The sequence below is a fragment of the Hyphomicrobium sp. LHD-15 genome (genome assembly GCF_031157355.1).
Taxonomy (GTDB): Bacteria; Pseudomonadota; Alphaproteobacteria; order Rhizobiales; family Hyphomicrobiaceae; genus Hyphomicrobium_C.
Genome location: NZ_JAVIFT010000001.1, coordinates 467,084 through 490,244 on the forward strand (window position 1 = coordinate 467,084; position 23,161 = coordinate 490,244).

Consider the following 23,161-nt stretch of genomic DNA (forward strand, 5'->3'; position numbering starts at 1 on the left):
GGTTGCGCGATTCGAAGCGGGGGAGCTTCGGATGTCTCTTTTTGCGCGAGATTAGGCCGATTGTCCGGGGGAAATCCTTAGACAAAATCACGACAAGACTACGGCTCTGAACCACTGCCGACGGGTTCACGAGCCGAGGGGGATCGGCACAAGAAAGGCGAGGCAGATCCGCACATGGTGCAGTTACGGATCATGTCGTTGGGGGGAATGCGCGTCCTCTTTTGGCTAGCTGCGGTGACACCCGCGGTCCTTGGCGCTCAATTCTCGTTCTTCGCGAGCCCGGCCTACGCTCAAGGCGTGGTGCGTGATATCCGCGTCGAAGGAAACCGGCGTGTCGAGCCGGAAACCGTGCGCTCCTACCTCCAGTTCTCGGTCGGCGAAGCCTATGACGCAGGCAAGGTCGATCGCTCACTGCAGGCGCTGTTCGCGACCGGTCTCTTCGCCGACGTCTCGATCGACCAGGAAGGCCAATCAGTCGTCATCTACGTCGTCGAGAACCCCGTCATCAATCAGGTGGCCTTCGAGGGCAACAGCGAAGTCGATACCGACACGCTGCGCGCCGAAGTCCAGCTTAAGCCGCGCTCCGTCTACACCCGCGCCCGCGTGCAGGGTGACGTGCAGCGCATCCTCGACGTTTATCGCCGTCAGGGCCGTTTCGCCGCCTCTGTTGAGCCCAAGATCATCGAGCTTGAGCAGAGCCGCGTGAACCTCGTGTTCGAAATCACCGAAGGTGGCGCCACCAAGGTTCAGGGCATCAACTTCACCGGCAACCACGCGTTCTCCGACGCTCAGCTGCGCGACATCATCTCGACCACGCAGAGCGGCTGGCTCGACTTCCTCAAGGGAACTAGCGTCTACGATCCCGACCGCATGAACCTCGACCGCGAGCTTCTGCGTCAGTTCTATCTCAAGAGTGGCTATGCCGACGTTCGCGTCGTTGCCGCCAACGCCGAGCTGGATCGCGAAGGATCGGGCTTCTACGTCAACTTCGCGATCGACGAAGGCGAGCTTTACACCTTCGGCGGGATCACGATCGAAAGCTCGCTGCCTGGCGCGGATCCGACCTCGTTCAAGGGCGAGATCCTCACGCAGCAGGGCGATACCTACAACGGCCAGGACATCGAGAAGAGCGTCGAGAAGCTGACGCTGATCACCGCCGAGCAAGGCTTTGCGTTCGCTCGCGTACGTCCCCGCGCCGTGCCGGATCCGGCCTCGCGCACGGTCTCAATCACCTATCTCGTCGACGAAGGTCCGCGCATCTACATCGAGCGCATCAATGTCAGCGGCAACCTGCGCACGAAGGACTACGTCATTCGCCGCGAGTTCCGCTTGGCTGAAGGCGACGCCTACAATCCGCTGCTGGTGGACCGCGCCAAGAAGCGTCTGAACGCTCTCGGCTTCTTCAAGGCCGTCGATATCAAGCGCCGGCCCGGCTCGTCGCCGGACCGCGTCGTCCTCGATGTCGATCTCGTCGAGCAGTCGACGGGCGAGCTCTCCTTCGGCGCCGGCTACTCGACGGCAGAAGGCGTGATCGGCGACGTCAGCATCAGCGAGCGCAACCTGCTCGGCAACGGCCAGTTCCTCCGCTTGAAATTGGCGGGCTCGTTGGAGCGCATGCAGGTCGACCTCTCGTTCACCGAGCCGCGCTTCCTCGATCAGAACCTCTCGGCCGGTTTCGACCTCTTCCATAAGGAGATCGACCAGTCCGACGAATCCGGCTTCTCGTCGACGCGGACCGGCGGCACCGCCCGTCTCGGTTTCCCGCTCTCCGAGAACCTCTGGATGCAGACGGGCTACACGCTGGATTACTCGACGATCGAAATCGAGAACAGCACGGTGTCTGCGCTCGTCGAAGAGGAAATCAAGCAGCGCGGCGACGACTCTCTGACTTCGTCGATCGGCACCTCGCTTACCTACGACAAGCGTAACCATCCGAAGAACCCGACCAGTGGCTACTGGCTGCAGGTTGCGACGGATATGGCTGGTCTCGGCGGCGACGTTCAGTACGTGCGGGTCAACGGCGAAGGCCGTGCCTACTACCCGATCACTGAGAAGATCACCTTCGTCGGCCGCGTCACAGCTGGTCATATCGAGGGCTGGGGCGGCGACGATATCCGCCTGACCGACCTCTACTATCGTGGTGGCGAAACCATCCGCGGCTTCGATCGTGGCGGCTTCGGTCCGCGCGATCTCAAGACCAACGACGCTATCGGTGGTACGACGTTCTGGGCTGGTACCGCGGAAGTTCGCTTCCCGCTGCCGTTCATTCCCGATGACCTCGGATTGTCCGGCGCGGTGTTTGCGGACGCTGGTTCGCTGTTCAACGCCAACGATCTGGCTAAGAGCATGAACAAGGCTGGTACGCTGGAGCTCGCTGACGACTCCACGATCCGCTCGTCGGTCGGTGCGTCTATCATGTGGAACTCGCCGGTTGGTCCGATCCGAATGGACTTCGCGAAGGCGCTCTCGAAAGAGAAGTACGACGAAGAGCAGTTCTTCCGCTTCGGCGCCTCCACCAAGTTCTAAGATCTTAAAAAGCCGGGCTCGCTGCCCGGCTTTTTCATTTGGAGGGGCGCCGCACGCTCGCCGTCCATCCCGCTCTGGCGGTGGCGCTCGGCGCTTGCAGCTTGCTCGCCCCGTTAACACCGCTGCCGACAAAGTCGCGGGGTGTGCGAGGAGCTTATGGGGCTCCGCATTCGCTGCTGCGTTAGGCCTGCGCGAAGGCTTTGAAGGTCGCTCCCATTCCCGAATACTATGAACTGCCCGGCCGCTGCGCAGGCCGGTAATCCTGCCCTTTACGCCTGTCGGCTTCAGGCGATCCGGCAAGCCCTTTCAAAGGACGGGAGCCTAGCGCTCAACCGCTCTATACTTGGCCGCACGGCTCGTTCTCCTGCCGCTCGGCATGGGGCAAAACGTGATTGTTTTTGATTGAACCGGAATCACGCACTAGGGTCCGGAGCGATCATGGCGGTCTTTGGTGAGACCTATGATTCACGCTTTGGACCGGTAGGGTCCAAAGCGATCACGGCGGTCTTTGGTGAGACCTATGATTCACGCTTTGGACTGGTAGGGTCCAAAGCGATCACGGTCTGGGCAGACACCTGATATTCGAGGAATAGAAATACCCATGAACCATCCCGGTTTCTTCAAAAACGCCGGGCCCTTTACGCTGGCCGAGGTGGCTCAGGCAACGCAGTCTGAAGTGAAGGGCGACGACGCTGCGAAAGCGCGCACCGTGATTGGCGTGCAGCCGCTTTCGGAGGCGTCTCCGCAGCATCTCTCGTTCTTCGACAATCGCAAATATCTGCCACAGCTGCTCACGACATCTGCCGGCGCGTGCCTTATCGCGGCTCAGTTCGCCGAACGCGCTCCGGCCGGAACCGTGGCGCTCGTTGCCAAGTCCCCCTATCGCTCTTTCGCGTTGGCGCTCGCCCTCTTCTACCCCGAGGCCATGCGCACCAAATCTTCCCTAGTCGGTGAAACGGAACGGATCTCGCCGTCAGCTTTGATCGAGGACGGGGCCGAGATCGAGCCGGGCGCCGTGATCGGGCCAGAAGCCCGGATCGGACGGGGAACGCGGATCGCTGCCGGGGCCGTGATTGGTTACCGGGTCTCGATCGGGCGCGACAGCTACATCGGCCCTGCGGCTTCGGTGGTGCACGCGCTGATCGGAGACCGGGTCATCCTGCACGCCGGCGTCCGTATCGGCCAGGACGGGTTCGGGTTCGCCATGGGCAAGGACGGCCACCTCAAAGTGCCGCAGGTGGGCCGGGTCATTATCCAAGACGATGTCGAGATCGGAGCAAATTCAACCGTCGATCGCGGGGCTCTTAAGGATACGATCATCGGTGAGGGCACGAAAATTGATAATCTCGTCCAGATCGGGCACAACGTGGTGATCGGTCGCCATTGCGTCATAGTCGGTCAGGTCGGTATATCCGGCTCGACAGAACTTGGCGACCACGTGGTCATGGGCGGACAGTCCGGCGCGGTCGGACACATCAAGATCGGCAACGGAGCGCAGATCGCTGGCGGCTCCCATCCGAAGAACGATGTTCCGCCGGGAGCAGTGCTCGCGGGCACGCCTGCGCGACCTTTCAAGCAATGGGCGCGCGAAGTGGCTGCGGTCACGCGGCTTGCGCGCCGAGACGGGGGCCGCCCCGACGACGAGGCGGGCACCTGATACTGGGTTCATTTATGCCCCCGATGCGATACCGGCCGGGCAAGAAGGAGTGAGATTGGGATGGACGACGCTACCAAGAAGAAGCCAACCGCCACGACAGCGGACATCGGCAAGATCCTCAAGCTGCTGCCGCACCGCTATCCCTTCCTGCTTCTCGACCGCATCTACGACATCAACGGCGACGAGACCTGCGTCGGCGTCAAGAACGTGACGATCAACGAGCCGTTCTTCCAGGGCCACTTTCCGCAATACCCGGTGATGCCCGGCGTGCTGATCATCGAAGGGCTCGCGCAGACGGCGGGCGCGCTTTGCGTTCACAGCCTCGGCGAGGACTACAAGACCGAGCTCGTCTACTTCATGGCCATCGACAAGGCCAAGTTCCGCAAGCCGGTGCTGCCGGGCGATCAGCTGCACTACCATGTGCGTAAGATCCGCAATCGCGGCCGGGTCTGGCGCTTCTACGGCGAAGCCAAGGTCGACGGGCACACCGTCGCCGAGGCCGAGATCAGCGCGATGCTGGCAGACACCGCAGAGGCTCGTGCATTCGCGGCGAGCAAGAATGGCTGAGACGAAAATTCACCCCAGCGCCATCGTCGAGGACGGGGCCAAAATCGGGGACGGCGTCACCATCGGTCCGTTCTCGCTGGTCGGCGCAAACGTCACGCTCGGCGACGGCGTGGAGCTTTCCAGCCATGTGGTCGTGACCGGACGCACCACAGTGGGTGCCCGCACGCGGATTTTCCCGTTCGCGTCGATCGGACACCAGCCGCAGGACCTCAAATACAAGGGCGAGCCTTCGACGCTCGACATCGGAACAGACTGCCTGATCCGCGAAGGCGTCACGCTAAACCCCGGTACCGAAGGCGGGGGCATGAAGACGACGATCGGCGATCGTTGCGCGTTTCTTGCAAATTCGCATGTCGGCCATGATTGCCGCGTCGGCAACAACGTCGTCTTCTCGAACAACGTCATGCTCGCGGGCCACTGCGACGTCGGCGATTTTGTCATCATCGGCGGCGGGGCGGCGGTGATCCAGTTTGCGCGCGTCGGCGCTCACTCGTTCCTTGGCGGCATGAGCGGGCTCGAGCAGGATCTCATCCCTTACGGCATGGCGCTCGGCAACCGCGCCTATCTCTCCGGCCTCAACATCATTGGACTGCAGCGGCGCGGCTTCTCGCGCAGCGAGATTCACGACCTTCGTCGCGCCTACCGCCTGATGTTTGCGCAGGAGGGTACCCTGCTCGAGCGGGTTGCGGACGTGGCCGAGGAGTTCAAGGACCACCCGATCGTCATGGAGATCGTGGCGTTCATAAAAGCGGGCGGCAAGCGCTCGATGTGCACGCCGAAGAACGGCGCCGACGCCTGACGATTATTGCGCGAGCACGCGGCGGACGCTCCTACTGATCGCCGCGGTTCTCGCTCGTGTCTCCACTCGAGAACTTGGTCTTGGCTTCGGCGTGCTTCGAGATCATCTCGAAGTAATCCTTGTCGTCGCCGATCGTCAGTGTCGGCGAGCAATTCGGCGTGCAGCTATAGGATTGGCGGACGGCGCCCTTGTTCAGGTTCACGATGCGAACCTCGTCGCGCTGCACGACGACGCGCTGATCCTGAATGATGTTGCGTTCGCTATCGAGCGCTATGATGTTGGTCACGCCGAACGTCTTGCCGGTCACTACCAGGAGATTGCCGCCTTGAATCGCGACGTCGGCGATCGAGGGGTTGCCGATGATCACGCTCGAGACAGGACGCGGCAGACGCAAAAGCTGCGACTGATCGTAAGCGACCACGAGGTCCGAGGCTTTCGCCTGTGCGGCGAAACACAGCGCTGCCATGACGACCATCGCGGCGGAGATCAGGACGGCTCTCGAAACCTCAGAGGCCCGGCGCGCGGAAACGGCTGCAATCGGCCTCATGACCTGCTCCTGTGGCTTTTTATTTCCCTCCCATTTGGCGCCGATTAGGTAAACGAAGCTCTAACGGCCGTTTCGAATCGGGCCTGCCATGCCGGAACCGCGGCGGCCGTTTGGGCGTTGTGCCGAAAACCAAACTTTTCGAGGGCAACATGCAGCGATCAACGCTCATCATCGTCTTGGCCGCGTTCCTCGTACTCGGGGGCGCTATCATCGTCGCGCAGACCAATGCTCCAAGCACGTCGGTATCGAGCGACCGCGAAAGCGGGACGCGCATAGATGCGCCGGGCACACGCGTCGAGACGGACGCGGACAAGACCCGCATCCAGGCGCCGGGAGTCGACATAACGGTGCCGCGCGAGAAGACCGCTCCTTAACGACCCGACCGCTCCTTAACGGCCCGAGAGTTCGACGAAATAAAAATACCTATGTGTACAGATAGTTTCGATTTGGCATTCCTCTGAGGATCGGGTTGTCATACTCTTGATCCTTCCCTTTCGGCGGAGGGTCGGCTGATGGCTTCTTTCGAGCTTCTGTTTCCAGAAAGTGTCTTCGCCTATTTGGAAATCACCTTTCGATTGGTGCTCGCCGCGGCGCTTGCCGCGCTGCTCGGTTGGGATCGCGAAGAGCGAGATCGCCCGGCTGGTATCCGCACCTACATGCTCGTCTCTCTCGCAGCTGCGGTATTCACGATACTGACGTTCGAGATTCACCGGGCCGTGATGGCCGCGCAGCCGAACGGAAATTCCGACCCCATTCGCATCATCGAGGCGGTAACTGCAGGCATCGCGTTTCTCGCCGCCGGCACGATCATCCAAGGTCGAAATTCCGTCGTCGGGCTCACGACAGGTGCCGGCATGTGGCTAGCCGGCGCGCTCGGCGTCGCCGTCGGAGCGGGCTACTATGCGCTCGCGATCCTGGCCGCCGTCATTTCCCTGATCATTCTGCGGTATCTCAAATTCCCGCAAGCCTCCCCGAAAAAGCCCGTGCTTATCGAGGAGGATGCAGAAGGCGAAGGCACAGGCTAGCGGCCGTGAATTCCGCAAGCCTTTTTGCGGCCTGCGCTTCGGCTTCGGCGTCCTGCCCCCACTGCTCGCGCTGCCACGTCTCGTCGACGGTGGCCGCCGCCCAGACCTCTTCTGCGGTGAGGCGGCCCTTCAGATAGGCGACAGCCAGGATCGCCGAGCCGGTGATGGTCGTCAGGATGTGAACGGCGGACAGGCACAGGGCGTCGAGATCAGCCAACGCCTTGGCGATGGCTTGCGTTGCTTCAGGGGGCTGGTCGATCGGCATCAGGCCCTGCTGAACCTTGAAATCAGCCCCGAGCGTCTGCTTGGCCCAGGCCAGCACCGGATCCCAGGCCGCCTTCTGGCGTGCCACCAGCGCCGCAGGCGTTTCCGCGCGATAGCAGAGCAGATCGCTGCCGGCGAACGCGACGATATCGTCCCGCACCTCCGTCATGCGCTCGGAGACTGCTTCGATCGCGGAGTTCGCCAACCGCGTCAGCGGCATGGTCGCGGGGTCGATGCGCTCGCCCTGCCGGTTCCATTCCTCGGCGATGGCCTCGGCGAGAGCTGCGACCGGCACGACAAGCTCGCGCTTCCGGCCCGGCGTTTTGACCGACCGGCCATCGAGCGTGATGGCAAAGCCGCCGTCGCGCTCCACGATGGCGGCAGACTTGTAGAAGCGCTTCGGCAAGGGCGCGCGCAGGGTGTCCTTGATCTCGGGCACGCGCTTCTCGCTTGCCTTGCCGTTGGTCGATTTGTCGTTGTCCGTCGTCATCCTACGCGCCGCTGTTGGGGCATGAGCTCGCCGAGCACCCGCTCGAGCTCGCTGCAATCGGCCGTGATGTGATGGGCGCCCGCCGCCCGCAGGGCCTCCTCGGGATGGTATCCCCAGGTCACGCCGATGGCGGCAGTGCCGGCCTCGCGGGCCATCTCGATATCGTAGGTCGTATCGCCGATCATCACCGTATCGCAGGCCTCGGCCGCCGTCTCGCTCATGGCCGCATGGAGCATCGCGGGGTGCGGCTTCGACGGGTTGGTGTCGGCGGTCTGGATGGTCGCGAAGATGCCGTTCCAGCCTTCGCGTTCAAGCACAGCCTCCACGCCGCGACGGGATTTTCCGGTCGCGATGCCGAGGATCACATCCTCGCGGGCGGCCAATCTCGCCATGGTCTCGCGGACGCCGGCAAACAGCGGCTCGACGTGATCGGGCTGGCGCCGGCGCGCGGAAAACGCCGCCTTGTAGGCTTCCGCCAGGCGATCAACTTGCTCGAGCTCCACCGGCTCAGGGACGAGGCGGGCCACCGCGATCGCGAGCGACAATCCAACGACGCTGACGATACGGTCGCGCGGCGGAGCGGGCATGTTTTCGGAAAGAAACGCGTCCGTCATCGCCGCAACGATGGCGTGCTGGCTGTCGACCAGGGTTCCGTCGCAATCGAAGATGACGAGTTTCGGGGCCGGCATCGCTTCAGCCATCGTCCTTCTCGAAGCGGCGCGGATCGAGACCCAGCAAGTCCCAGGTTGCCAGCATGTGCGCGGGGAGCGGTGCGGAAACGTCGATCTTCGCCTTGCCGCCCGGATGCGGAATGATCAGGCGGCGCGCGTGCAGATGCAGCTTCGGCTCGATATTCTCGGCCACGAGATCCAGGCCGCCGTCGTATTTATTGTCGCCGACAATCGGATGGCCGATCAGCTCCATGTGCGCGCGCAGCTGATGCTGGCGGCCGGTAACGGGTTTCAGCGAAACCCAGGAAGCCTTGTGCGCCACGCGGTCGACGACCGAATAATGCGTCGTCGCGTGCATCGCCTCCTTCTGCTCACCGGGCCGAGCCTTGCGAATGCGATCGCCCTCCGGACCGGAGGCCTTGACGAGCGCCGCCTCGATTTTGCCCTGCGGCGGCTTCGGCACCCCGCGCACCAGCGCCCAGTAGGTCTTGGCAGCCGAGCGCGTCTGGAAAATTCGGCCGAGCTTGGCGGCGGCCTGGCGATGCTTGGCGACGAGCAGCACGCCCGTAGTGTCGCGGTCGAGGCGATGGACGAGACGCGGGCGATCGCCGAAGCGATCGACCATGCCAGCCAGCATGCCATCGATGTGCCGCTTGGTTCCCGTTCCGCCCTGAACGGCAATGCCGAACGGCTTGTTGAGCACGAGAACGTCATCGTCCTCGAACAGGATCATGCTTTCGATCAGCTTGCGATCGGCCTCGTTGGATTTCGGAAGCGCAGCGGTCTTGGCACCGGCGCTGCCTTCTCGCGGTGTCCGCACGGCCTTCGGCACGCGAATTTTGGAACCCACCTCAAGCCGCAAATTGGCTTCGGCCCGGCGGGCGTCCACCCGCACCTGCCCCGAACGCAGCAGCTTCTGCAGGTAGCTCTGCGTGACCTCGGGAAAGTGGGTGCGAAACCAGCGGTCGAGGCGCATGCCCGCTTCACGCTCGGCAACTTCGATCGTCTCGACGCGCTCTTGGGCGTTTGCGCTCGTCATAAAATTCGGGGCTCTCAACTTTGGTCGCCGCACCATACGCGGCCGTCACGATATCTGCTTGCGGGCGTTTCCGCCGCCGGAATCCGGCAGGTCGCAGCGCACCCGCACTCTATAAGTGGCCGAGTGGCGCAGACACCGGAAAACTCGATATCATCCTTACCCGCTCGACGCGAGGGCTCAGTCCGGACGCGAGCCTCCGCGCAGGGGGCCACCGATGACCCAGCCGATCGTCCACCCGACGATGAGACCGAGCAGATTGACCAGCATGAAGGCGAGCTGATTGATGTTCTCGGCCTCGTCGGAGCTTTCATACTTCAACTGCAGAGCGGCCCAGTCCGCGATCGGCCCGCTCAGGAAATGCATGGCAACCGCGGCTCCGACGATCGCGAAAATGATGGCAACGAGATAGCGCATAAAACCCTCCAGCGATCTTCCGTGAGCCGCCCCACGTCTTGCGAGCGGACGCCGGGCGCCCGCCTCGCCTCACTTGACTTCCCAGAACCAGATTTCGCCGGCGCCGGCATAATTCGAGTAGTAGCCGAGCCAGGAGAACCACTCCATCAGCCATTTCGCCGACGAGCGATAGCCGTTCCAGACGTCGATGTGGTCACCGGTCGGGCGACCAGTGTCCGTCGAACGGCGCCAGTAGTCCTGGATATAGATGATACCGGTGCGGCCGAAGATCTTCGGATAGAACTCGGCGGCGTCGGCGCCCACGAATTTCTCGGTCGGGCCGATGCCGTCGATCTTGGCGCGGGCGAGGCCGTTGGCGAGCTGGCTGGCGTTGATGAAGTGCATCTCGTCGCGCGGATGAACCGAACAATGAGAGATGCCGGACAACTGGGCCGGCTGCACACCCGCACGGCGCAGCGCGATGCCCATGCGGATGGCGCACTGATTGGAGAACACCGGAAAACCGGCGAGGATCGTCTTGCCCTCTAGGTTGGTCAGATTGTGCGGCGCGATGCACGGCGTCGAGACGCTTTCATTGATCGGATGACCGCGCCAGAGATCATTGAATTCAATCATGAAACGCTTCCCTACTTCGATCCGCCCGTAAAAAAACGCCTGCCGCGGGAGCCCCCTCCCAGCGCGCGGGGACTATAGGACGACGGACGGGTCTTTGGCCAGATGGCAGAGGGGCAACAGGCAGGAGGGTTGGCGCTGTCACGCAAACGTCAAGCGGGCCCTCTACTCGCCGCGCTTCTTGCGCAGGCCGTCCCAGTAGGAAAGCCGCTTGGCCAGCTCGCGCTCGAAGCCGCGCTCGGGCGGATCGTAGAACTTCGGGCGGCGTTTGAATTCGTCCGGGAAATAGTTCTGGCCGGAGAAGGCGCCCGGCTGGTCGTGGTCATAAAGGTAGCCATCGCCGTAGCCCTCGTCCTCCATCAGCTTGGTCGGCGCGTTGAGAATGATCTTCGGCGGCGCGAGCGAGCCATGCTCCTTGGCGGCGCGCATGGCGGCCTTGTAGGCCACATAGTTGGCGTTCGATTTCGGCGCCGTCGCCACGTAGATCACGGCTTCGGCAAGCGCCAGCTCGCCCTCGGGGCTGCCCAGAAAATCGAACGCCTCTTTGGCGGCGTTGGCAACGACGAGCGCCTGCGGATCGGCTAGTCCGATGTCCTCCACGGCCATCCGTACGATACGCCGGGCCAGAAAAAGCCGGTCCTCACCCCCGTCGAGCATGCGGCAGAAATAGTAGAGCGCCGCGTCGGGGTCGGAGCCGCGCACGGCCTTGTGCAGCGCCGAAATCAGGTTGTAGTGGCCTTCGCGGCTTTTGTCATAAATCGGCGCCCGGCGCTGGACGAGCTTGACGAGCGCTTCGCGATTGATCGGCTTGGCGCCGGGCTTCACCGTCAGAAACACTTCCTCGGCGAGGTTCAGGATCGAGCGCCCGTCTCCGTCCGCCATGGATTTCACGGCTTCGCGCGCGTCGTCATCAAGCGGCAGTGCGCGGCCTTCTTCCTTCTCGGCGCGCTTCAACAGATCTTCGAGGGCATCGTCATCGAGCCGGTTCAGCGTCAGCACGGAGGCGCGAGAGAGCACGGCGGCGTTGATCTCGAACGACGGGTTCTCCGTCGTCGCACCGACGAGCGTGATGGTGCCGTCCTCCATATAGGGCAGGAAGCTGTCCTGCTGGGAGCGGTTGAAGCGGTGGATCTCGTCGATGAACAGCAGCGTGCCGCGCCCCTGCTCGCGCCTGGCCTTGGCGCGGTCGAAGGCCTTTCTCAGCTCGGCGACGCCCGAGAAGATTGCCGAGAGCTGCTCGAACTCGAGCTTGGTCTCGTGCGCCAGAAGCCGCGCGATGGTGGTCTTGCCGCAGCCGGGCGGTCCCCAGAGGATCAAGCTCGGCAGGCGCCCACTGGCGAGGAAACGCGTCAGCGTTCCATCAGGCCCGACGAGATGGGGCTGCCCGGCGACTTCGGACAATGTCGTGGGACGCAGTCGATCGGCCAACGGGCGGGGCGCGCCCTTCTCCAATCCTGCGGCTTCAAACAGATTGCTCATGAGGCGACGTTAGCACGAGACTTTGCCGGGTCTCGATCCCTTGAAACGACACGTTAGGCGTCGGCCAGATTGACCCCGCGTTGGTGGTTTAGCCCGGAACCTGGAGATTGAACACCTTGTCGCCGCGGCGCACGGCGACGAGCCAGACCCGCTGACGCTTGGTGAGGAGCTCTTCAAGCTCCGTCACCGTCGAAACCGGCGCCTGGCCGACCTGGACTATGATGTCGCCCGGCAGAAAGCCATATCGCGCCGCCGTCGATTGCCGCCGAACGGAAAGCACGACGACGCCCTCGGCCTCGTCGAGGCCAAGCTCGTCGGCGACGCCCGGCACGATGTTCGATACACGCGCGCCGTCAAGTGGATGCTGTCCGGCGAGATTGCGCACGTCATCCCGGCCCGGTGTCGGCGCGGCCACGAGCGTCAGCTCGACCGTTTGCGGCTGGCCTTTGCGAATGACGCCGATCTTGACCGTGCTGCCGATGCCGCGCGTAGTCAGGCGGTACTGCACCGCGCGAGCATCCCCCACCTCGAAGCCATCGATGTGGACGATCACGTCGCCTGCGAGGAGGCCCGCTTTCGCAGCCGGTCCGCTGTCAGACACGCGCGCGACGGCCGCGCCAGCCACGCGATCCAGGCCCAGCCCTTCGGCCAGCTCGCGGGTTACGGTTTCGAGGCGCGCACCAAGCCAGGGACGCTCGACCTTTCGCCCTTCGGCCGCTCCCGCGACGTAGAGCCGAACCAGGTTCGAGGGGATCGCAAAGCCAATACCCTGCGAGCCGCCGGACTGCGAGAAGATCATCGTGTTGATGCCGACGAGCTTGCCTGACATGTCGACCAGCGCGCCGCCCGAGTTGCCGGGATTGATCGCGGCGTCGGTCTGGATGAACACTTGAGAATCCGAGTTGCCGACCTCGCTGCGTGCGAGCGCGGAAACGATGCCGCTGGTCACTGTCTGGCCGACGCCGAACGGATTGCCGATGGCGAGCACCATGTCGCCCACTTCGAGCGTGTCGGAATCCTCAAGCTCCAGGATCGGAAAGCGCTGCTCGTTGCTTTCGATCTTGAGGATGGCGATGTCGGTCTTGTCGTCCTGAGTCAGCACCTTGGCATCGAACTCGCGCTTGTCGGCGAGTGCGATGCGGATCTCGGTTTCGCCCCGGCCGCGGATGACGTGGGTGTTGGTCACCACGATGCCGTCGGGGCTCACGATCACGCCTGAGCCGAGCGAGCTTTGAATGCGCTCGGACGGTTGGCCGAAAGCGTCGCCGAAGAACTGGCGGAAAAACGGGTCGTTGGCGAACGGAGACGAGAACGTCTGCACGCGGCGCTGAACGTAGACGTTGACGACGGCGGGGGCTGCGCGGCGCACGATCGGGGAAAAGGAATATTGCGCCACTTCGCGAGAGGGCGGCACCTCGCGGGCGCGGGGTGCAGGCTCGTCGGCTCGCTGTGCGGTCGCGGCACCGTGGAATGCGGTCGCAGCCAAAATTCCGAGCGCACCGGCTCCGACGAGAGCGGCCAATTGCTTGGTGAAGCGAAGCATGAAGTCGGTCCCTGTCCCTAATTCCGAGCCATTTCTACGCCGAACCGAAACGCCGTTCGCGTTACAAATGGTCCAGATTCCGCCCGGCATATAGGACAGGGATAGGGCGCTTGGAAAGTGGCGCGAGAGCGCCTATGGCGCTCTCGACAGGATCGTCCCGCAGCGCGCAAGGCCGCAGGCTGAGAACTCCAGGAACTCATAGTCTTATCAGATAATTATCGCGCAAGCAGGCTTGCGCGATAGGACGCCGGCGACCAGCCGCCGTCTGCTGCCGGTTCGGCTGCCGCATAGGAGCGCGCATTGCTCCGCGGCGGTGGGCTCTGGCTCATGGCGGGGCCGTCGGCGTAAGTCGGCCGCATGCGGTCCGCCGGCGGCTGCCAGGTCTGCGGCGGAACCCGGCCGTTGCGAACGGCCTCCCATTCGCGGGTCGACTGATCGCGCTCAACGGATGCGATATCAAAGGCTCCGTTCGACGACCGGCTGGCCAGGAACTGGCGCTCGCGTCCGTCGTTGCCGTCGAGAGGAGCAGGGCCTGCGTAGCGCACGCGAACGCGTCCGGTGCCGCCCGACATCAGACCCAGCGCGTTGGCCGACGCCTTTGAAAGGTCGATCATCCGCTCGCCGACATAGGGCCCGCGGTCGTTGATGCGAACGAGGATGGTGCGGTCGTTGGAGAGGTTGGTCACGTAGGCGTAGCTCGGCATCGGCAGGGTCGGATGCGCGGCGGTCAGCGCGTGCATGTCGAAGACCTCGCCGTTGGCGGTATGGCGGCCGTGGAAGTCGCTGCCGTACCAGGACGCGACACCGATGCGGTCGTAGTCGGGCTGTTCACGCGGGTTGTACCAGCGCCCGCCGACCTGATAGGGCGCGCCGACCTTGTAAACGCCGCCGCCCTTTTCGATGCGTTCGCTGTGGCCGGCGACGCGGCGGCTCGCGGAGACACCCCATTTCGACTCGGGGAACATGGGCGCGCGCGATGATTGCGTCAGGGGGGAAAACGCGCTCGACACTTCCGTCTGGGTGCTGGAGCAGCCCCCAATTGCAGAGGCGGCGACGGCGACCGTCAGCGCCCACAAGGGCCCTGGAAGCGCGTGGCTCCGCGTACGCAAGGGGAGAAATCGACCCGGATGCCTCGGCGCAGCGACGCCTTGGCCATACATACTCAACATAACGCCACCCACTGGCTCCCGTGACGGAGCTTTCCTGCCTAGCCGCTCGCGGGCGCCGCTGTTGCGCGGTCTTCACCGATGAGCCGTAGCAGCATGTCAGAAAGCGATTTCCATCCCGTTAAATGGGGCGTCCGGAGCGGGGCCAGCCCTGCGACGGGGCTCGCGGACGAGGCCGATTGCCGCTCGCAGCGCCCCGAAGCTTCTGTTTCGCGTGGGAGATCCGGCCGGGGGGCCAAAGGGGTTCTTGAGGGTCCGGCGCGGACTGTGTAGGGTCCGGCGCTGCCGAGACCCACAGGGCCGGCACAATCCGGAGGGATGGTCGAGTGGTTTAAGGCACCGGTCTTGAAAACCGGCGTGGGTGCAAGCTCACCGTGGGTTCGAATCCCACTCCCTCCGCCACTATATCGCTCACGCGCCCATGGGCGCTCCGCGGGGGCGGGCCACTTGGCCCGGGTCGCTTTGCTCCCGAGCCCTTCGGCATGGTCGAGTTCGAACTTAGTCCCGCCCGGGTCGCCAATATATCGCTCACGCGCCCATGGGCGCTCCGCGAGGACGGGCCACTAGGCCCGGGTCGCCTTGCTCACGAGCCCTTCGGGCTGGAATGAGAATTCGAACTTTGTCCCTCGAGGCCCGCCAGACGACGCAGCACGGCATTGATATTTATATGTACGCAGACTGCTTGCTCATCACCTTCACACTGATTCCGAATTTCACCGGCTGATCGCTGGCTCAGCTCGATCGGTGATCGAGCGCTACGCTTGGGAGCCGACTGCGGCCACGCTTGGCGCGTATGCACTCCTATTCGAAGACGACGGGCAGTGCTGCGCTGTTGCCCACGAGCCAACCGGGCACAGGTAAGCCCTTGGATTCGAGGAACGCGGGATTGAACAGCTTCGACTGATAGCGGGTGCCGTGATCGCAGAGCATCGTAACGATGACATGCCCGGGCCCGAGCTCTCGGGCCAGCTTGATCGCGCCCGCAATGTTCACGCCGGTCGAGCCGCCAAGGCAAAGGCCTTCCTCGGCTGTCAGCTGGTGGACAACGGGAATGGATTCCGTATCTGGAACCTCGAATGCGAAATCCGGTGAGAAGCCATCCAGGTTCGCGGTAATTCGGCTTTGACCGATGCCCTCGGTGATGGAGGAACCGTTTGCTTCCAGCTTTCCTTTTGTAAAGAAGGAATAGAGCGCCGCACCCGGCGGATCCGCGAGCGCGATTTTAATAGACGCGTTCTTCGATCTGAGACCAGCCGCGACGCCCGCCAGCGTGCCGCCGGTGCCCACAGCCGAAACAAATCCGTCGATCTTGCCGTCTGTTTGCGTCCAAATCTCTTTCGCAGTGGTCCGGGCATGGCCGTCGCGATTGGCCACGTTGTCGAACTGGTTGGCCCATACGGCGCCGTGCGCCTCGGTCTTTGCGAGCGCTTCGGCCAGACGCTTCGAATAGCGAACATAGTTGTTGGGGTTTGCATACGGCACAGCCGGCACTTCCACCAACTCCGCGCCGAAGGCCCGCACGGCATTCTTCTTCTCGATCGATTGCGTATCGGGCATCACGATCACCGAGCGCAATCCGAATGCCCGGCTGAGGGCAGCGAGTCCGATTCCAGTATTACCAGCAGTCCCCTCTACGATAACGCCGCCGGATGCCACGGCACCGCGCGAAAGAGCATCCTCGATAAGGAACAACGCCGCGCGATCCTTGACCGACTGCGCAGGATTCATGAACTCGGCCTTGCCGAGGATGGTGCAGCCTGTTTCCTCCGACGCGCGCCGAAGCTTGATCAGGGGCGTATTCCCCACAGCGTCGATCGTATTCGCAAAGATAGTCACGCGGCCTCCCGTGCCGGTAGGGCTGTTGATTCAACGGGAGAAGCAATACGCCAAAACTGCTATGCTATGCAGCGTTTTTCAGCAGATGGCGCACGGCATGGGGTGTGACGTAGGCTCACGGCCACCAGAGGGCTGACGAGGCTCCAAGTCTGGCTCCCACGGCGCAGTAACAGAGCGCCTGAAGGACGCCCTGCACTGTCATGCCTGGTTGAGGTCGCTTCTAGGCTGCGCGCACGTTGGCCAAGAACTTCTCGACCTCTCTCTTCAGTGTGCCGCTCTCGGTCGACAGAGCTTTCGCCGACGACAGCACCTGTGAGGATGCCGATCCGGTATCTCCTGCGCCCTTGCTGACATCGATCACGCTCGACGCCACCTCCGACGTGCCCTTCGCAGCCTCGGATACGTTGCGGCTGATTTCCTGCGTCGTCGCGCCCTGCTCTTCCACAGCCGCCGCAATGGCGCCTGCGATTTCCGAGATGCGATTGATGGTGGCGGTGATCTCGTGGATCGCGCCCACCGCATCGCGGGTCGCGGCTTGCATGCTCGAAACCTGCGCCGAAATCTCGCTGGTGGCCTTGCCCGTCTGATTTGCGAGCGCCTTGACCTCTTGAGCGACGACGGCAAAACCCTTGCCCGCCTCGCCGGCACGCGCCGCCTCGATGGTGGCGTTGAGCGCCAGAAGGTTGGTCTGACTTGCGATGTTGTTGATCAGACCGACGACATTTCCAATTCGCTCTGCCGATTGCGTGAGTTCGCCGACACTGACGTTGGTTTTCTGGGCCTGCACCACGGCGGAACTCGCGATCGTGCTGCTCTCCTGCACCTGGCGGCTAATTTCCGTCACCGTCGATGAGAGCTGCTCGGAGGCTGCGGCCACACCCTGAACGTTGAGTGACGTCTGCTCGGAAGCCGCCGCCACCATTCCCGAAAGCTGTTGCGTCGTCTCGGCTGTTTTCGTCAAGGCGCCGGCGGCACTTTCGAGCTGGCTCGATGCGGCCGAGACAGTATCGACCACACTGCCGACGGCGCGCTGGAACTCGTCGGCCAGGCGCAGCATGTCGGCCTTGCGCACGGCAGCCGCGCGGCGCTCGGCCTCCTTCTGCTCCGCTTCCATCTGCTCGATACGCAGCAGATTATCCTTGAAAATGCGGGCGGCGCGGGCGTTTTCGCCGACTTCGTCCTTGCGACCGGCGTAAGGAACCTCGACCGACTTGTCGCCATTGGCGAGCTTGAGAAGCACCTCGGCGATGGCGCGAATGGGTGTCGAGATGCCGCGTCCGATCAGCCAGGCAAGAAATGCTCCGAGCGCCACGCCGCCAATTCCGGACCAAAGCATCATGGTCTCGGTGGTGCTGATGAGGTCGGTGGCTTCGGCCTTGAGCGCGTGTTCGTCTGCGGATGCAGATTCCCTGATTGCCGTGGCATCAGCCGCAACGTTTTCGGCGAGCGCAGGCATATCCTTGCCGAGAAGTTGGTCGAGCTCTCCGTCGATGACAACCGCCTTCTCGTAGCCCTCGTGATATTCCGCCACGAGCTTTTTCACTTCGTCGAAGTCCTTGCGGGCCTCGGGCGAGCTGATCAGACCGTCGAGCGTTGCGAGAATTGTCGCCACCTCGCCGAAGGTCTGGTCGGCCTTTTCCTTCGCCGTGAGATCGTGGCGACCAAGCAGCAAGTTGACGCTGAGCCGGATCTGCATCACGTGCTTCAGGACCTCGTTACCGAGAATGAGCGCGTTGCTGTTGCCTTCGCGCGCAGCGACCGTCAAGAGATGCTCAAGGTCGGCTTTGAGCTTCGCGCCGTCAGCATCGAGCACTTTGTGCCCGACTTCGTCCTTCTCCTGACGCAGTGTTTCAGCCTTTCGCGCAAGCTTCGCGTACTCCTCGAAGCGCGTCTTGAGCGCCAGGATCTTTTCGTGACGCTCCGGATTGTGGATCTCGCGAATACCATGCTCGATCGCGGCCGTGACGCGCTGCTCCTCCTCATGCGCGAGTTTCGCTGCGGCGACGGGATCTTGGCTAGTTGCGGTTTCTCGGACCAACCTGCGGAAGGTTAGAAATTCGCGGTCGATTTCGCTGACCGTATCAACCACCGCCACGCGCTGTGCGTAGCTTTCGAAATTGTCCCCGACATGGGCGACGCCAAAATATCCGTAAGCCCCGACGCCGATCATAATGGCGAGTATGGCGGAGAAGCCGGCTGCGATCTTGGTGTTGACCTTCATGTCGTTGAAGATGGTTGCAAGGGTCTGCATGGCGATTTCTTTCTTGTTATCGTTTGCTAGATGCCGGTTTCGATCAGAAAGCGCCGGTTGCGTCGCTGGACGGGCCGGGCATTGTTGGGGAACAGTGCCGCGAAGCGGGCAATCTGCTCCGGAGAGGCCTCGATCGGCTCGCGAAACACCGTCCACACCAACCCTTCGGAGCACGGGGGCGTGGTCAGCGACCCGGTGTAGCGGAAGTACGTTTGGATAGACGGGAAGAAGGCGGCGGGATTGAACTCGCCATCCGCTTTGACCTCGGGGCCTTCACTTGCCGGCATCAAATCGAATATCGGCTGCAGCCCGAAATTGTGCGCGCCGGATGTGAAAAAGACGCCAACGACGGCGAGTGCGCCCGCCGCCGATTTATGAACGAAATGGGCTTCCATATCGAAGGCTTGCCCGTCGAGCAGGTGCTCGCTGGGATGATGGAAATGGAATTGCACGAGATCGTATTTCGTCTCGCCGATCGTGCAGGAGCAGCCGGGAGCCGAATTGACCTGAATCGTGTGCCCGTTGTTCAGAATGCGAAGCGGAAGCGGGCGATAGTCGAAACTGATACCGCCAGCGTCGGCCTTCAAGCCTGCCGCGAGATCGATGGGTGTCTGCTCCATGCCGAGCTGGCAGACTTTGTAGTCGGGCGAAAGCTCACCCCAATGATCGGGGCCGGTCGCGCCCTCATAGGACCAGTGCGGCTTTCCGGCAGCGCCGCCACCGGCATGCTCGACCGCTTGCACAGCCGCCAGCGTTCCCGGAAGGCAGCAGACGCAGCCGCCGATCGCCATCCTCAGAAATGATCTGCGCTCAAGGTTCATTGGTCTTCCCGCATTACACGCCAATCGCTCAAGGGCGGGCGCTTTTAATTTTCACGGGAGACTTTGCTGAAACCACCTAAATATGCTCTAAATAATATACATCATCCAACTTACGACAATTTATTGGTTTTCGTTATTGTTTTTTATTTGGTCATTTGTTGCGCGCGCAATTGCATCAACTCATGCCGGAGAATTCACGCCCGCTTAACCGACGACCTGCTCGCACTGACATGAAACAGTTTTTCTTGCTCAAATCGATCGGGATACTTCCGTAGAAATTTTCTCGTGTTTCCCGACAATCATGGGTCGTCGCAACCGCCTACTGATCAAGATGGCGGGCCGAACCCGCAGGCCGCGGACGCCGCGGGCCCTTAAGATTCCCTTAATCTGAGCCCTTAGGCATGGCATGCGGCAAACACCTTCGATGCCAAAGCGCATTCCGTTTGCCGTTCGGGGACCAAAATCGGGACTGTGGGGGATCTCAGCCGTGCCGCTTCGTAGATTGCTGCTTCTTTGCCTTGCCTTATCGCTATCAGGCTGCGCGACCGATAATCTCGATTGGCTCGGAATCGCCCATGACGTGACCGACGCCGACCGGCGCAACTACGCGGCTCTCGAACGCGAGCGCTTCCCAATCGCGGCCGCGGATCTCGCGAAGCTCGATCCCAAGTTCCGGCGCCAGCAGGTCGCCTACAAGACCAGCGAGCCGGCCGGCACCATCGTGGTCGATACGCCCAATCGCTATCTCTATCTCGTCAGCGGCAACGGACGCGCGCTGCGTTACGGGATCGAAGTCGGCCGCGAAGGCTTCGGATGGAGCGGAGCCGCCACCATCGCGCGCAAGGCGGAATGGCCGACGTGGACGCCGCCTGCCGAGATGGTCGCGCGCGATCCGCGTACAGCGCCATTCGCCAAAGGCATGCCGGGAGGACCGGAAAACCCGCTCGGCGCTCGCGCGCTCTACCTCTACCAGGGCGGACGCGACACGCTCTACCGCATTCACGGCGGCGGACGTCCCTCATCGCTCGGAAAGGCGACGTCCAGCGGCTGCATCCGACTTCTCGATCACGATGCGATCGATCTTTTCAATCGTGTACCGACCGGTACGCGCACGGTCGTGCTCATCGATCCGATCTTGAGCAAGAAAGCGCCCGAAGCTGAAGACGGCATGCGCCACGCTGCACACGAACGTGGCGCGGCGGGCTAGACCGGGTAAGATCGCGGCGTTTGGAAACGCACGCGCAAATATGAGCGCTCGGGCTTCGATTGTTGGACCGGGAGCACAGCGCGTAAAGAAGAAGGCTCACCATGACCGCTCGCCCGCCGCTTCCCCCATTCACCGCCGAAACCGCCGCACAGAAAGCGCGCATGGCCGAGGATGCCTGGAACTCGCGCGATCCGGTACGCGTGGCGGGGGCCTACACACCTGACAGCCAATGGCGCAATCGCGCCGAGTTTCCGCAGGGGCGAGACGAGATCGTCACGTTCCTCTCCCGCAAGTGGGCGCGCGAGCTTGACTACCGGCTGATCAAGGAAGTGTGGACGTTCGGCGGAAATCGCATCGCCGTGCGCTTCGCCTATGAATGGCACGACGACAGCGGCCAGTGGTATCGCTCGTACGGCAACGAGAACTGGGAGTTCGACGAGGCGGGCCTCATGCGCCGCCGGTTCGCCAGCATCAACGACAAACCGATCAACGAGAGCGAGCGCAAATATCATTGGCCGCTCGGTCCGCGCCCGCTCGACCATCCGGGTCTTTCAGAACTCGGCCTTTAGAGCAGAACCAGCGACTCGCGCTTCGGACCGATCGATGGGGTCCGAAGCGCGAGCCGATTTACGCGCAGCTGTTGCCGCTATTCGGCAGCCGAGCTCAAGGCGGCGTTGATGTCTTCGCGCGGGCGCCCGACGCTCACGAAACGGAAGCCGTAGCGCGCGATCTGCTCGCGCCGGTAGACGTTGCGCAGATCGACGAGAAGCGGCTCCTTCATCAGCCCCTTCAACCGCGGGAAATCGAGCGCACGGAAGGCATCCCACTCCGTCACCAGCACGAGCGCATCCGCGCCCTCGGCGATCGTGTAGGGATCGGCGCCGAACGTGACATCCGACAAGTAGGCCTTGGCGGCTTCCATGCCTTCAGGATCGAAGGCCCGAACCTTGGCGCCCCCGTCCTGCAGTCCCTGGACGATCGAGATCGCCGGGCTCTCGCGCATGTCGTCGGTGTTCGGCTTGAAGGTAAGGCCGAGGAGCGCGATGGTCTTGCCGCGAATGTCGGGGCCGATCGCGCGCGAGACCTTGCGCGCCATAGCGCGCTTGCGCTGGTCGTTGATCGCGACCGTCGTCTCGATGAGCCGGAGCGGGCTGTTGTAGTCCTGTGCGGTCTTGACCAGTGCCAGCGTGTCCTTGGGGAAGCACGAGCCGCCGTAGCCGGGACCGGCGTGCAGGAACTTCGAGCCGATGCGCTTGTCGAGACCGATGCCGTGCGCCACGTCCTGCACGTTGCTGCCGACGGCTTCGCACAGGTCGGCCATCTCGTTGATGAAGGTGATCTTCATCGCCAGGAAGGCGTTGGCCGCATACTTGATCAGCTCCGACGTGCGCCGCGCCGTGAACATCAGCGGCGCCTGGTTCAGATAGAGCGGCCGGTAGACTTCGGTCATCACGGCGCGCGCGCGCTCGTCCTCGATGCCGATGACGATGCGGTCGGGGCGCTTGAAATCTTCGATGGCCGCGCCTTCGCGCAGGAACTCGGGATTGGAGACGACCGCGACATCCGCGTCCGGGTTCGCTTCTCGGATGATGCGCTCGACTTCGTCGCCGGTACCGACGGGAACCGTCGATTTGGTGATTACCACCGTAAAGCCATTTACGTTGGCCGCGATCTCACTCGCGACCGCATAAACGTAGGAGAGATCGGCGTGTCCGTCGCCACGGCGCGAGGGCGTGCCGACGGCGATGAACACCGCATCGGCTTCGCGCACGGCCTTGCCGAGTTCGGTCGTGAACACCAGGCGGTTGGCCTTGCCGTTCTTGGCAACGATCTGATCGAGGCCGGGCTCGTAGATCGGCATGACGCCGGCCTTCAGCGCGGCGATCTTTTCCTCGTTGCTGTCGATGCAGGTCACCTGATGGCCGAAATCGGCCAGACAAGCACCGGAAACGAGCCCCACGTAGCCGGAGCCAACAACGGCAATGCGCATATTCGAGCCTTTCTGCCGGATGACGGACGCCGCTCTCGATGGGCGGCGTCAAGCCAAGTTCTAGGTGCTTGAGGAGACCTATGATTCACGCTTCGGACTGTTAGGGTCCGAAACATCATGGTCTCGTCGTGGATCCTGTTATATTTTCTAGGACGAAAGCATGTCCACTCCATCAGGAGCGGTTTAAGCACAGTTCGTTGGCGCGAACATGCTGGCATCCGGTAGCAGACGCACCATGACGCAGGCGGCCGGCCGCT

21 protein-coding genes and 1 tRNA gene are annotated in these 23,161 nt (G+C 62.9%); 9 read left to right on the forward strand and 13 right to left on the reverse strand.

Translation table 11 applies throughout. The features are described from left to right. Positions 1-207 precede the first annotated feature (207 nt). The 4 genes from bamA (at position 208) to lpxA (ending at position 5,549) form a co-directional block, all read left to right on the forward strand. The gene (gene bamA, locus RCO24_RS02135) at positions 208-2,526 is read left to right on the forward strand and encodes an outer membrane protein assembly factor BamA (RefSeq protein ID WP_374990903.1); all 2,319 of its coding nucleotides are present in this window, start codon (positions 208-210) and stop codon (positions 2,524-2,526) included. A 601-nt stretch (positions 2,527-3,127) separates the two neighbouring features. After that, positions 3,128-4,183: a UDP-3-O-(3-hydroxymyristoyl)glucosamine N-acyltransferase gene (lpxD, locus tag RCO24_RS02140; RefSeq protein ID WP_308959738.1), complete on the forward strand. Its 1,056-nt coding sequence runs from the start codon at positions 3,128-3,130 to the stop codon at positions 4,181-4,183. A gap of 60 nt (positions 4,184-4,243) precedes the next feature. Continuing rightward, positions 4,244-4,750, forward strand: a complete 507-nt coding sequence (fabZ, locus tag RCO24_RS02145; protein ID WP_308959739.1) for a 3-hydroxyacyl-ACP dehydratase FabZ — start codon at positions 4,244-4,246, stop codon at positions 4,748-4,750. Further along, positions 4,743-5,549: an acyl-ACP--UDP-N-acetylglucosamine O-acyltransferase gene (gene lpxA, locus RCO24_RS02150; protein ID WP_308959740.1), complete on the forward strand. Its 807-nt coding sequence runs from the start codon at positions 4,743-4,745 to the stop codon at positions 5,547-5,549. Before fabZ ends, lpxA begins: the two co-directional genes overlap by 8 nt. A gap of 31 nt (positions 5,550-5,580) precedes the next feature. Here lpxA and RCO24_RS02155 read toward each other — a convergent pair whose 3' ends face one another. Continuing rightward, complete coding sequence (locus RCO24_RS02155; RefSeq protein WP_308959741.1) at positions 5,581-6,096, reverse strand: pilus assembly protein N-terminal domain-containing protein; 516 nt, start codon at positions 6,094-6,096, stop codon at positions 5,581-5,583. Between the two features lie 149 nt (positions 6,097-6,245). Here RCO24_RS02155 and RCO24_RS02160 point away from each other — a divergent pair, with 149 nt between their 5' ends. Both RCO24_RS02160 and RCO24_RS02165 read left to right on the forward strand, forming a co-directional pair. Then, entirely contained in the window at positions 6,246-6,470 is a 225-nt protein-coding gene (locus RCO24_RS02160) for a hypothetical protein (protein WP_308959742.1), read from the forward strand. 138 nt (positions 6,471-6,608) lie between these two features. Next, entirely contained in the window at positions 6,609-7,121 is a 513-nt protein-coding gene (locus tag RCO24_RS02165; RefSeq protein ID WP_308959744.1) for an MgtC/SapB family protein, read from the forward strand. On the opposite strand, the gene RCO24_RS02170 is transcribed toward RCO24_RS02165, so the two are convergent. From RCO24_RS02170 to RCO24_RS02205, 8 genes are all read right to left on the reverse strand, one after another. Beyond that, positions 7,084-7,875, reverse strand: coding sequence for an ATP12 family protein (locus tag RCO24_RS02170; RefSeq protein ID WP_308959745.1), 792 nt, complete (start codon positions 7,873-7,875; stop codon positions 7,084-7,086). The two genes, RCO24_RS02165 and RCO24_RS02170, sit on opposite strands and share 38 nt — an antisense overlap. After that, a complete protein-coding gene (locus RCO24_RS02175; protein WP_308959746.1) occupies positions 7,872-8,576 on the reverse strand; it encodes an HAD-IA family hydrolase in 705 nt (234 codons plus the stop codon). The genes RCO24_RS02170 and RCO24_RS02175 overlap by 4 nt, the downstream gene beginning before the upstream one ends. Then, on the reverse strand, positions 8,569-9,585 hold the full coding sequence (locus tag RCO24_RS02180; RefSeq protein ID WP_308959748.1) for an RluA family pseudouridine synthase: 1,017 nt from the start codon (positions 9,583-9,585) through the stop codon (positions 8,569-8,571). Before RCO24_RS02180 ends, RCO24_RS02175 begins: the two co-directional genes overlap by 8 nt. Positions 9,586-9,762: 177 nt before the next feature. After that, a complete protein-coding gene (locus tag RCO24_RS02185; protein ID WP_308959749.1) occupies positions 9,763-9,999 on the reverse strand; it encodes a hypothetical protein in 237 nt (78 codons plus the stop codon). A gap of 69 nt (positions 10,000-10,068) precedes the next feature. Beyond that, complete coding sequence (locus RCO24_RS02190) at positions 10,069-10,614, reverse strand: type VI secretion system amidase effector protein Tae4 (RefSeq protein WP_308959751.1); 546 nt, start codon at positions 10,612-10,614, stop codon at positions 10,069-10,071. 162 nt (positions 10,615-10,776) lie between these two features. After that, positions 10,777-12,090, reverse strand: a complete 1,314-nt coding sequence (locus RCO24_RS02195) for a replication-associated recombination protein A (protein ID WP_308959752.1) — start codon at positions 12,088-12,090, stop codon at positions 10,777-10,779. 88 nt (positions 12,091-12,178) lie between these two features. After that, positions 12,179-13,633 carry a Do family serine endopeptidase gene (locus RCO24_RS02200; protein ID WP_308959753.1) on the reverse strand — a complete coding sequence of 485 codons (1,455 nt, stop codon included), beginning with the start codon at positions 13,631-13,633 and terminating at the stop codon, positions 12,179-12,181. A gap of 215 nt (positions 13,634-13,848) precedes the next feature. Next, positions 13,849-14,598 carry a septal ring lytic transglycosylase RlpA family protein gene (locus RCO24_RS02205; RefSeq protein WP_308959755.1) on the reverse strand — a complete coding sequence of 250 codons (750 nt, stop codon included), beginning with the start codon at positions 14,596-14,598 and terminating at the stop codon, positions 13,849-13,851. 513 nt (positions 14,599-15,111) lie between these two features. Here RCO24_RS02205 and RCO24_RS02210 point away from each other — a divergent pair. Continuing rightward, a tRNA-Ser gene (locus RCO24_RS02210) sits at positions 15,112-15,201 on the forward strand. Positions 15,202-15,600: 399 nt separating this feature from the next. Here the strand turns inward: RCO24_RS02210 and RCO24_RS02215 are convergent. The 3 genes from RCO24_RS02215 to RCO24_RS02225 form a co-directional block, all read right to left on the reverse strand. Continuing rightward, the gene (locus RCO24_RS02215; RefSeq protein WP_308960879.1) at positions 15,601-16,629 is read right to left on the reverse strand and encodes a cysteine synthase A; all 1,029 of its coding nucleotides are present in this window, start codon (positions 16,627-16,629) and stop codon (positions 15,601-15,603) included. 226 nt (positions 16,630-16,855) lie between these two features. Then, positions 16,856-18,886, reverse strand: a complete 2,031-nt coding sequence (locus tag RCO24_RS02220; RefSeq protein ID WP_308959756.1) for a methyl-accepting chemotaxis protein — start codon at positions 18,884-18,886, stop codon at positions 16,856-16,858. A 26-nt stretch (positions 18,887-18,912) separates the two neighbouring features. Next, positions 18,913-19,707 (reverse strand): carbonic anhydrase, encoded by a 795-nt coding sequence (locus RCO24_RS02225; RefSeq protein WP_308959758.1) that lies wholly within the window; start codon positions 19,705-19,707, stop codon positions 18,913-18,915. A 487-nt stretch (positions 19,708-20,194) separates the two neighbouring features. Between RCO24_RS02225 and RCO24_RS02230 the strand changes: the two genes are divergently transcribed. Then, complete coding sequence (locus tag RCO24_RS02230) at positions 20,195-20,914, forward strand: L,D-transpeptidase (protein WP_374990904.1); 720 nt, start codon at positions 20,195-20,197, stop codon at positions 20,912-20,914. A gap of 101 nt (positions 20,915-21,015) precedes the next feature. Then, complete coding sequence (locus RCO24_RS02235) at positions 21,016-21,483, forward strand: nuclear transport factor 2 family protein (protein WP_308959760.1); 468 nt, start codon at positions 21,016-21,018, stop codon at positions 21,481-21,483. Between the two features lie 77 nt (positions 21,484-21,560). Here the strand turns inward: RCO24_RS02235 and RCO24_RS02240 are convergent, their stop codons facing one another. Further along, positions 21,561-22,904: a UDP-glucose/GDP-mannose dehydrogenase family protein gene (locus RCO24_RS02240; RefSeq protein ID WP_308959761.1), complete on the reverse strand. Its 1,344-nt coding sequence runs from the start codon at positions 22,902-22,904 to the stop codon at positions 21,561-21,563. Positions 22,905-23,161 lie beyond the last annotated feature (257 nt).

Coding starts and splice junctions, on each gene's coding strand:
- bamA (WP_374990903.1), top strand. CDS start 208: ATGCGCGTCCTCTTTTGGCTAGCTGCGGTGACACCCGCGGTCCTTGGC.
- lpxD (WP_308959738.1), top strand. CDS start 3,128: ATGAACCATCCCGGTTTCTTCAAAAACGCCGGGCCCTTTACGCTGGCC.
- fabZ (WP_308959739.1), top strand. CDS start 4,244: ATGGACGACGCTACCAAGAAGAAGCCAACCGCCACGACAGCGGACATC.
- lpxA (WP_308959740.1), top strand. CDS start 4,743: ATGGCTGAGACGAAAATTCACCCCAGCGCCATCGTCGAGGACGGGGCC.
- RCO24_RS02155 (WP_308959741.1), bottom strand. CDS start 6,096: ATGAGGCCGATTGCAGCCGTTTCCGCGCGCCGGGCCTCTGAGGTTTCG.
- RCO24_RS02160 (WP_308959742.1), top strand. CDS start 6,246: ATGCAGCGATCAACGCTCATCATCGTCTTGGCCGCGTTCCTCGTACTC.
- RCO24_RS02165 (WP_308959744.1), top strand. CDS start 6,609: ATGGCTTCTTTCGAGCTTCTGTTTCCAGAAAGTGTCTTCGCCTATTTG.
- RCO24_RS02170 (WP_308959745.1), bottom strand. CDS start 7,875: ATGACGACGGACAACGACAAATCGACCAACGGCAAGGCAAGCGAGAAG.
- RCO24_RS02175 (WP_308959746.1), bottom strand. CDS start 8,576: ATGGCTGAAGCGATGCCGGCCCCGAAACTCGTCATCTTCGATTGCGAC.
- RCO24_RS02180 (WP_308959748.1), bottom strand. CDS start 9,585: ATGACGAGCGCAAACGCCCAAGAGCGCGTCGAGACGATCGAAGTTGCC.
- RCO24_RS02185 (WP_308959749.1), bottom strand. CDS start 9,999: ATGCGCTATCTCGTTGCCATCATTTTCGCGATCGTCGGAGCCGCGGTT.
- RCO24_RS02190 (WP_308959751.1), bottom strand. CDS start 10,614: ATGATTGAATTCAATGATCTCTGGCGCGGTCATCCGATCAATGAAAGC.
- RCO24_RS02195 (WP_308959752.1), bottom strand. CDS start 12,090: ATGAGCAATCTGTTTGAAGCCGCAGGATTGGAGAAGGGCGCGCCCCGC.
- RCO24_RS02200 (WP_308959753.1), bottom strand. CDS start 13,633: ATGCTTCGCTTCACCAAGCAATTGGCCGCTCTCGTCGGAGCCGGTGCG.
- RCO24_RS02205 (WP_308959755.1), bottom strand. CDS start 14,598: ATGTTCCCCGAGTCGAAATGGGGTGTCTCCGCGAGCCGCCGCGTCGCC.
- RCO24_RS02220 (WP_308959756.1), bottom strand. CDS start 18,886: ATGCAGACCCTTGCAACCATCTTCAACGACATGAAGGTCAACACCAAG.
- RCO24_RS02225 (WP_308959758.1), bottom strand. CDS start 19,707: ATGAACCTTGAGCGCAGATCATTTCTGAGGATGGCGATCGGCGGCTGC.
- RCO24_RS02235 (WP_308959760.1), top strand. CDS start 21,016: ATGACCGCTCGCCCGCCGCTTCCCCCATTCACCGCCGAAACCGCCGCA.
- RCO24_RS02240 (WP_308959761.1), bottom strand. CDS start 22,904: ATGCGCATTGCCGTTGTTGGCTCCGGCTACGTGGGGCTCGTTTCCGGT.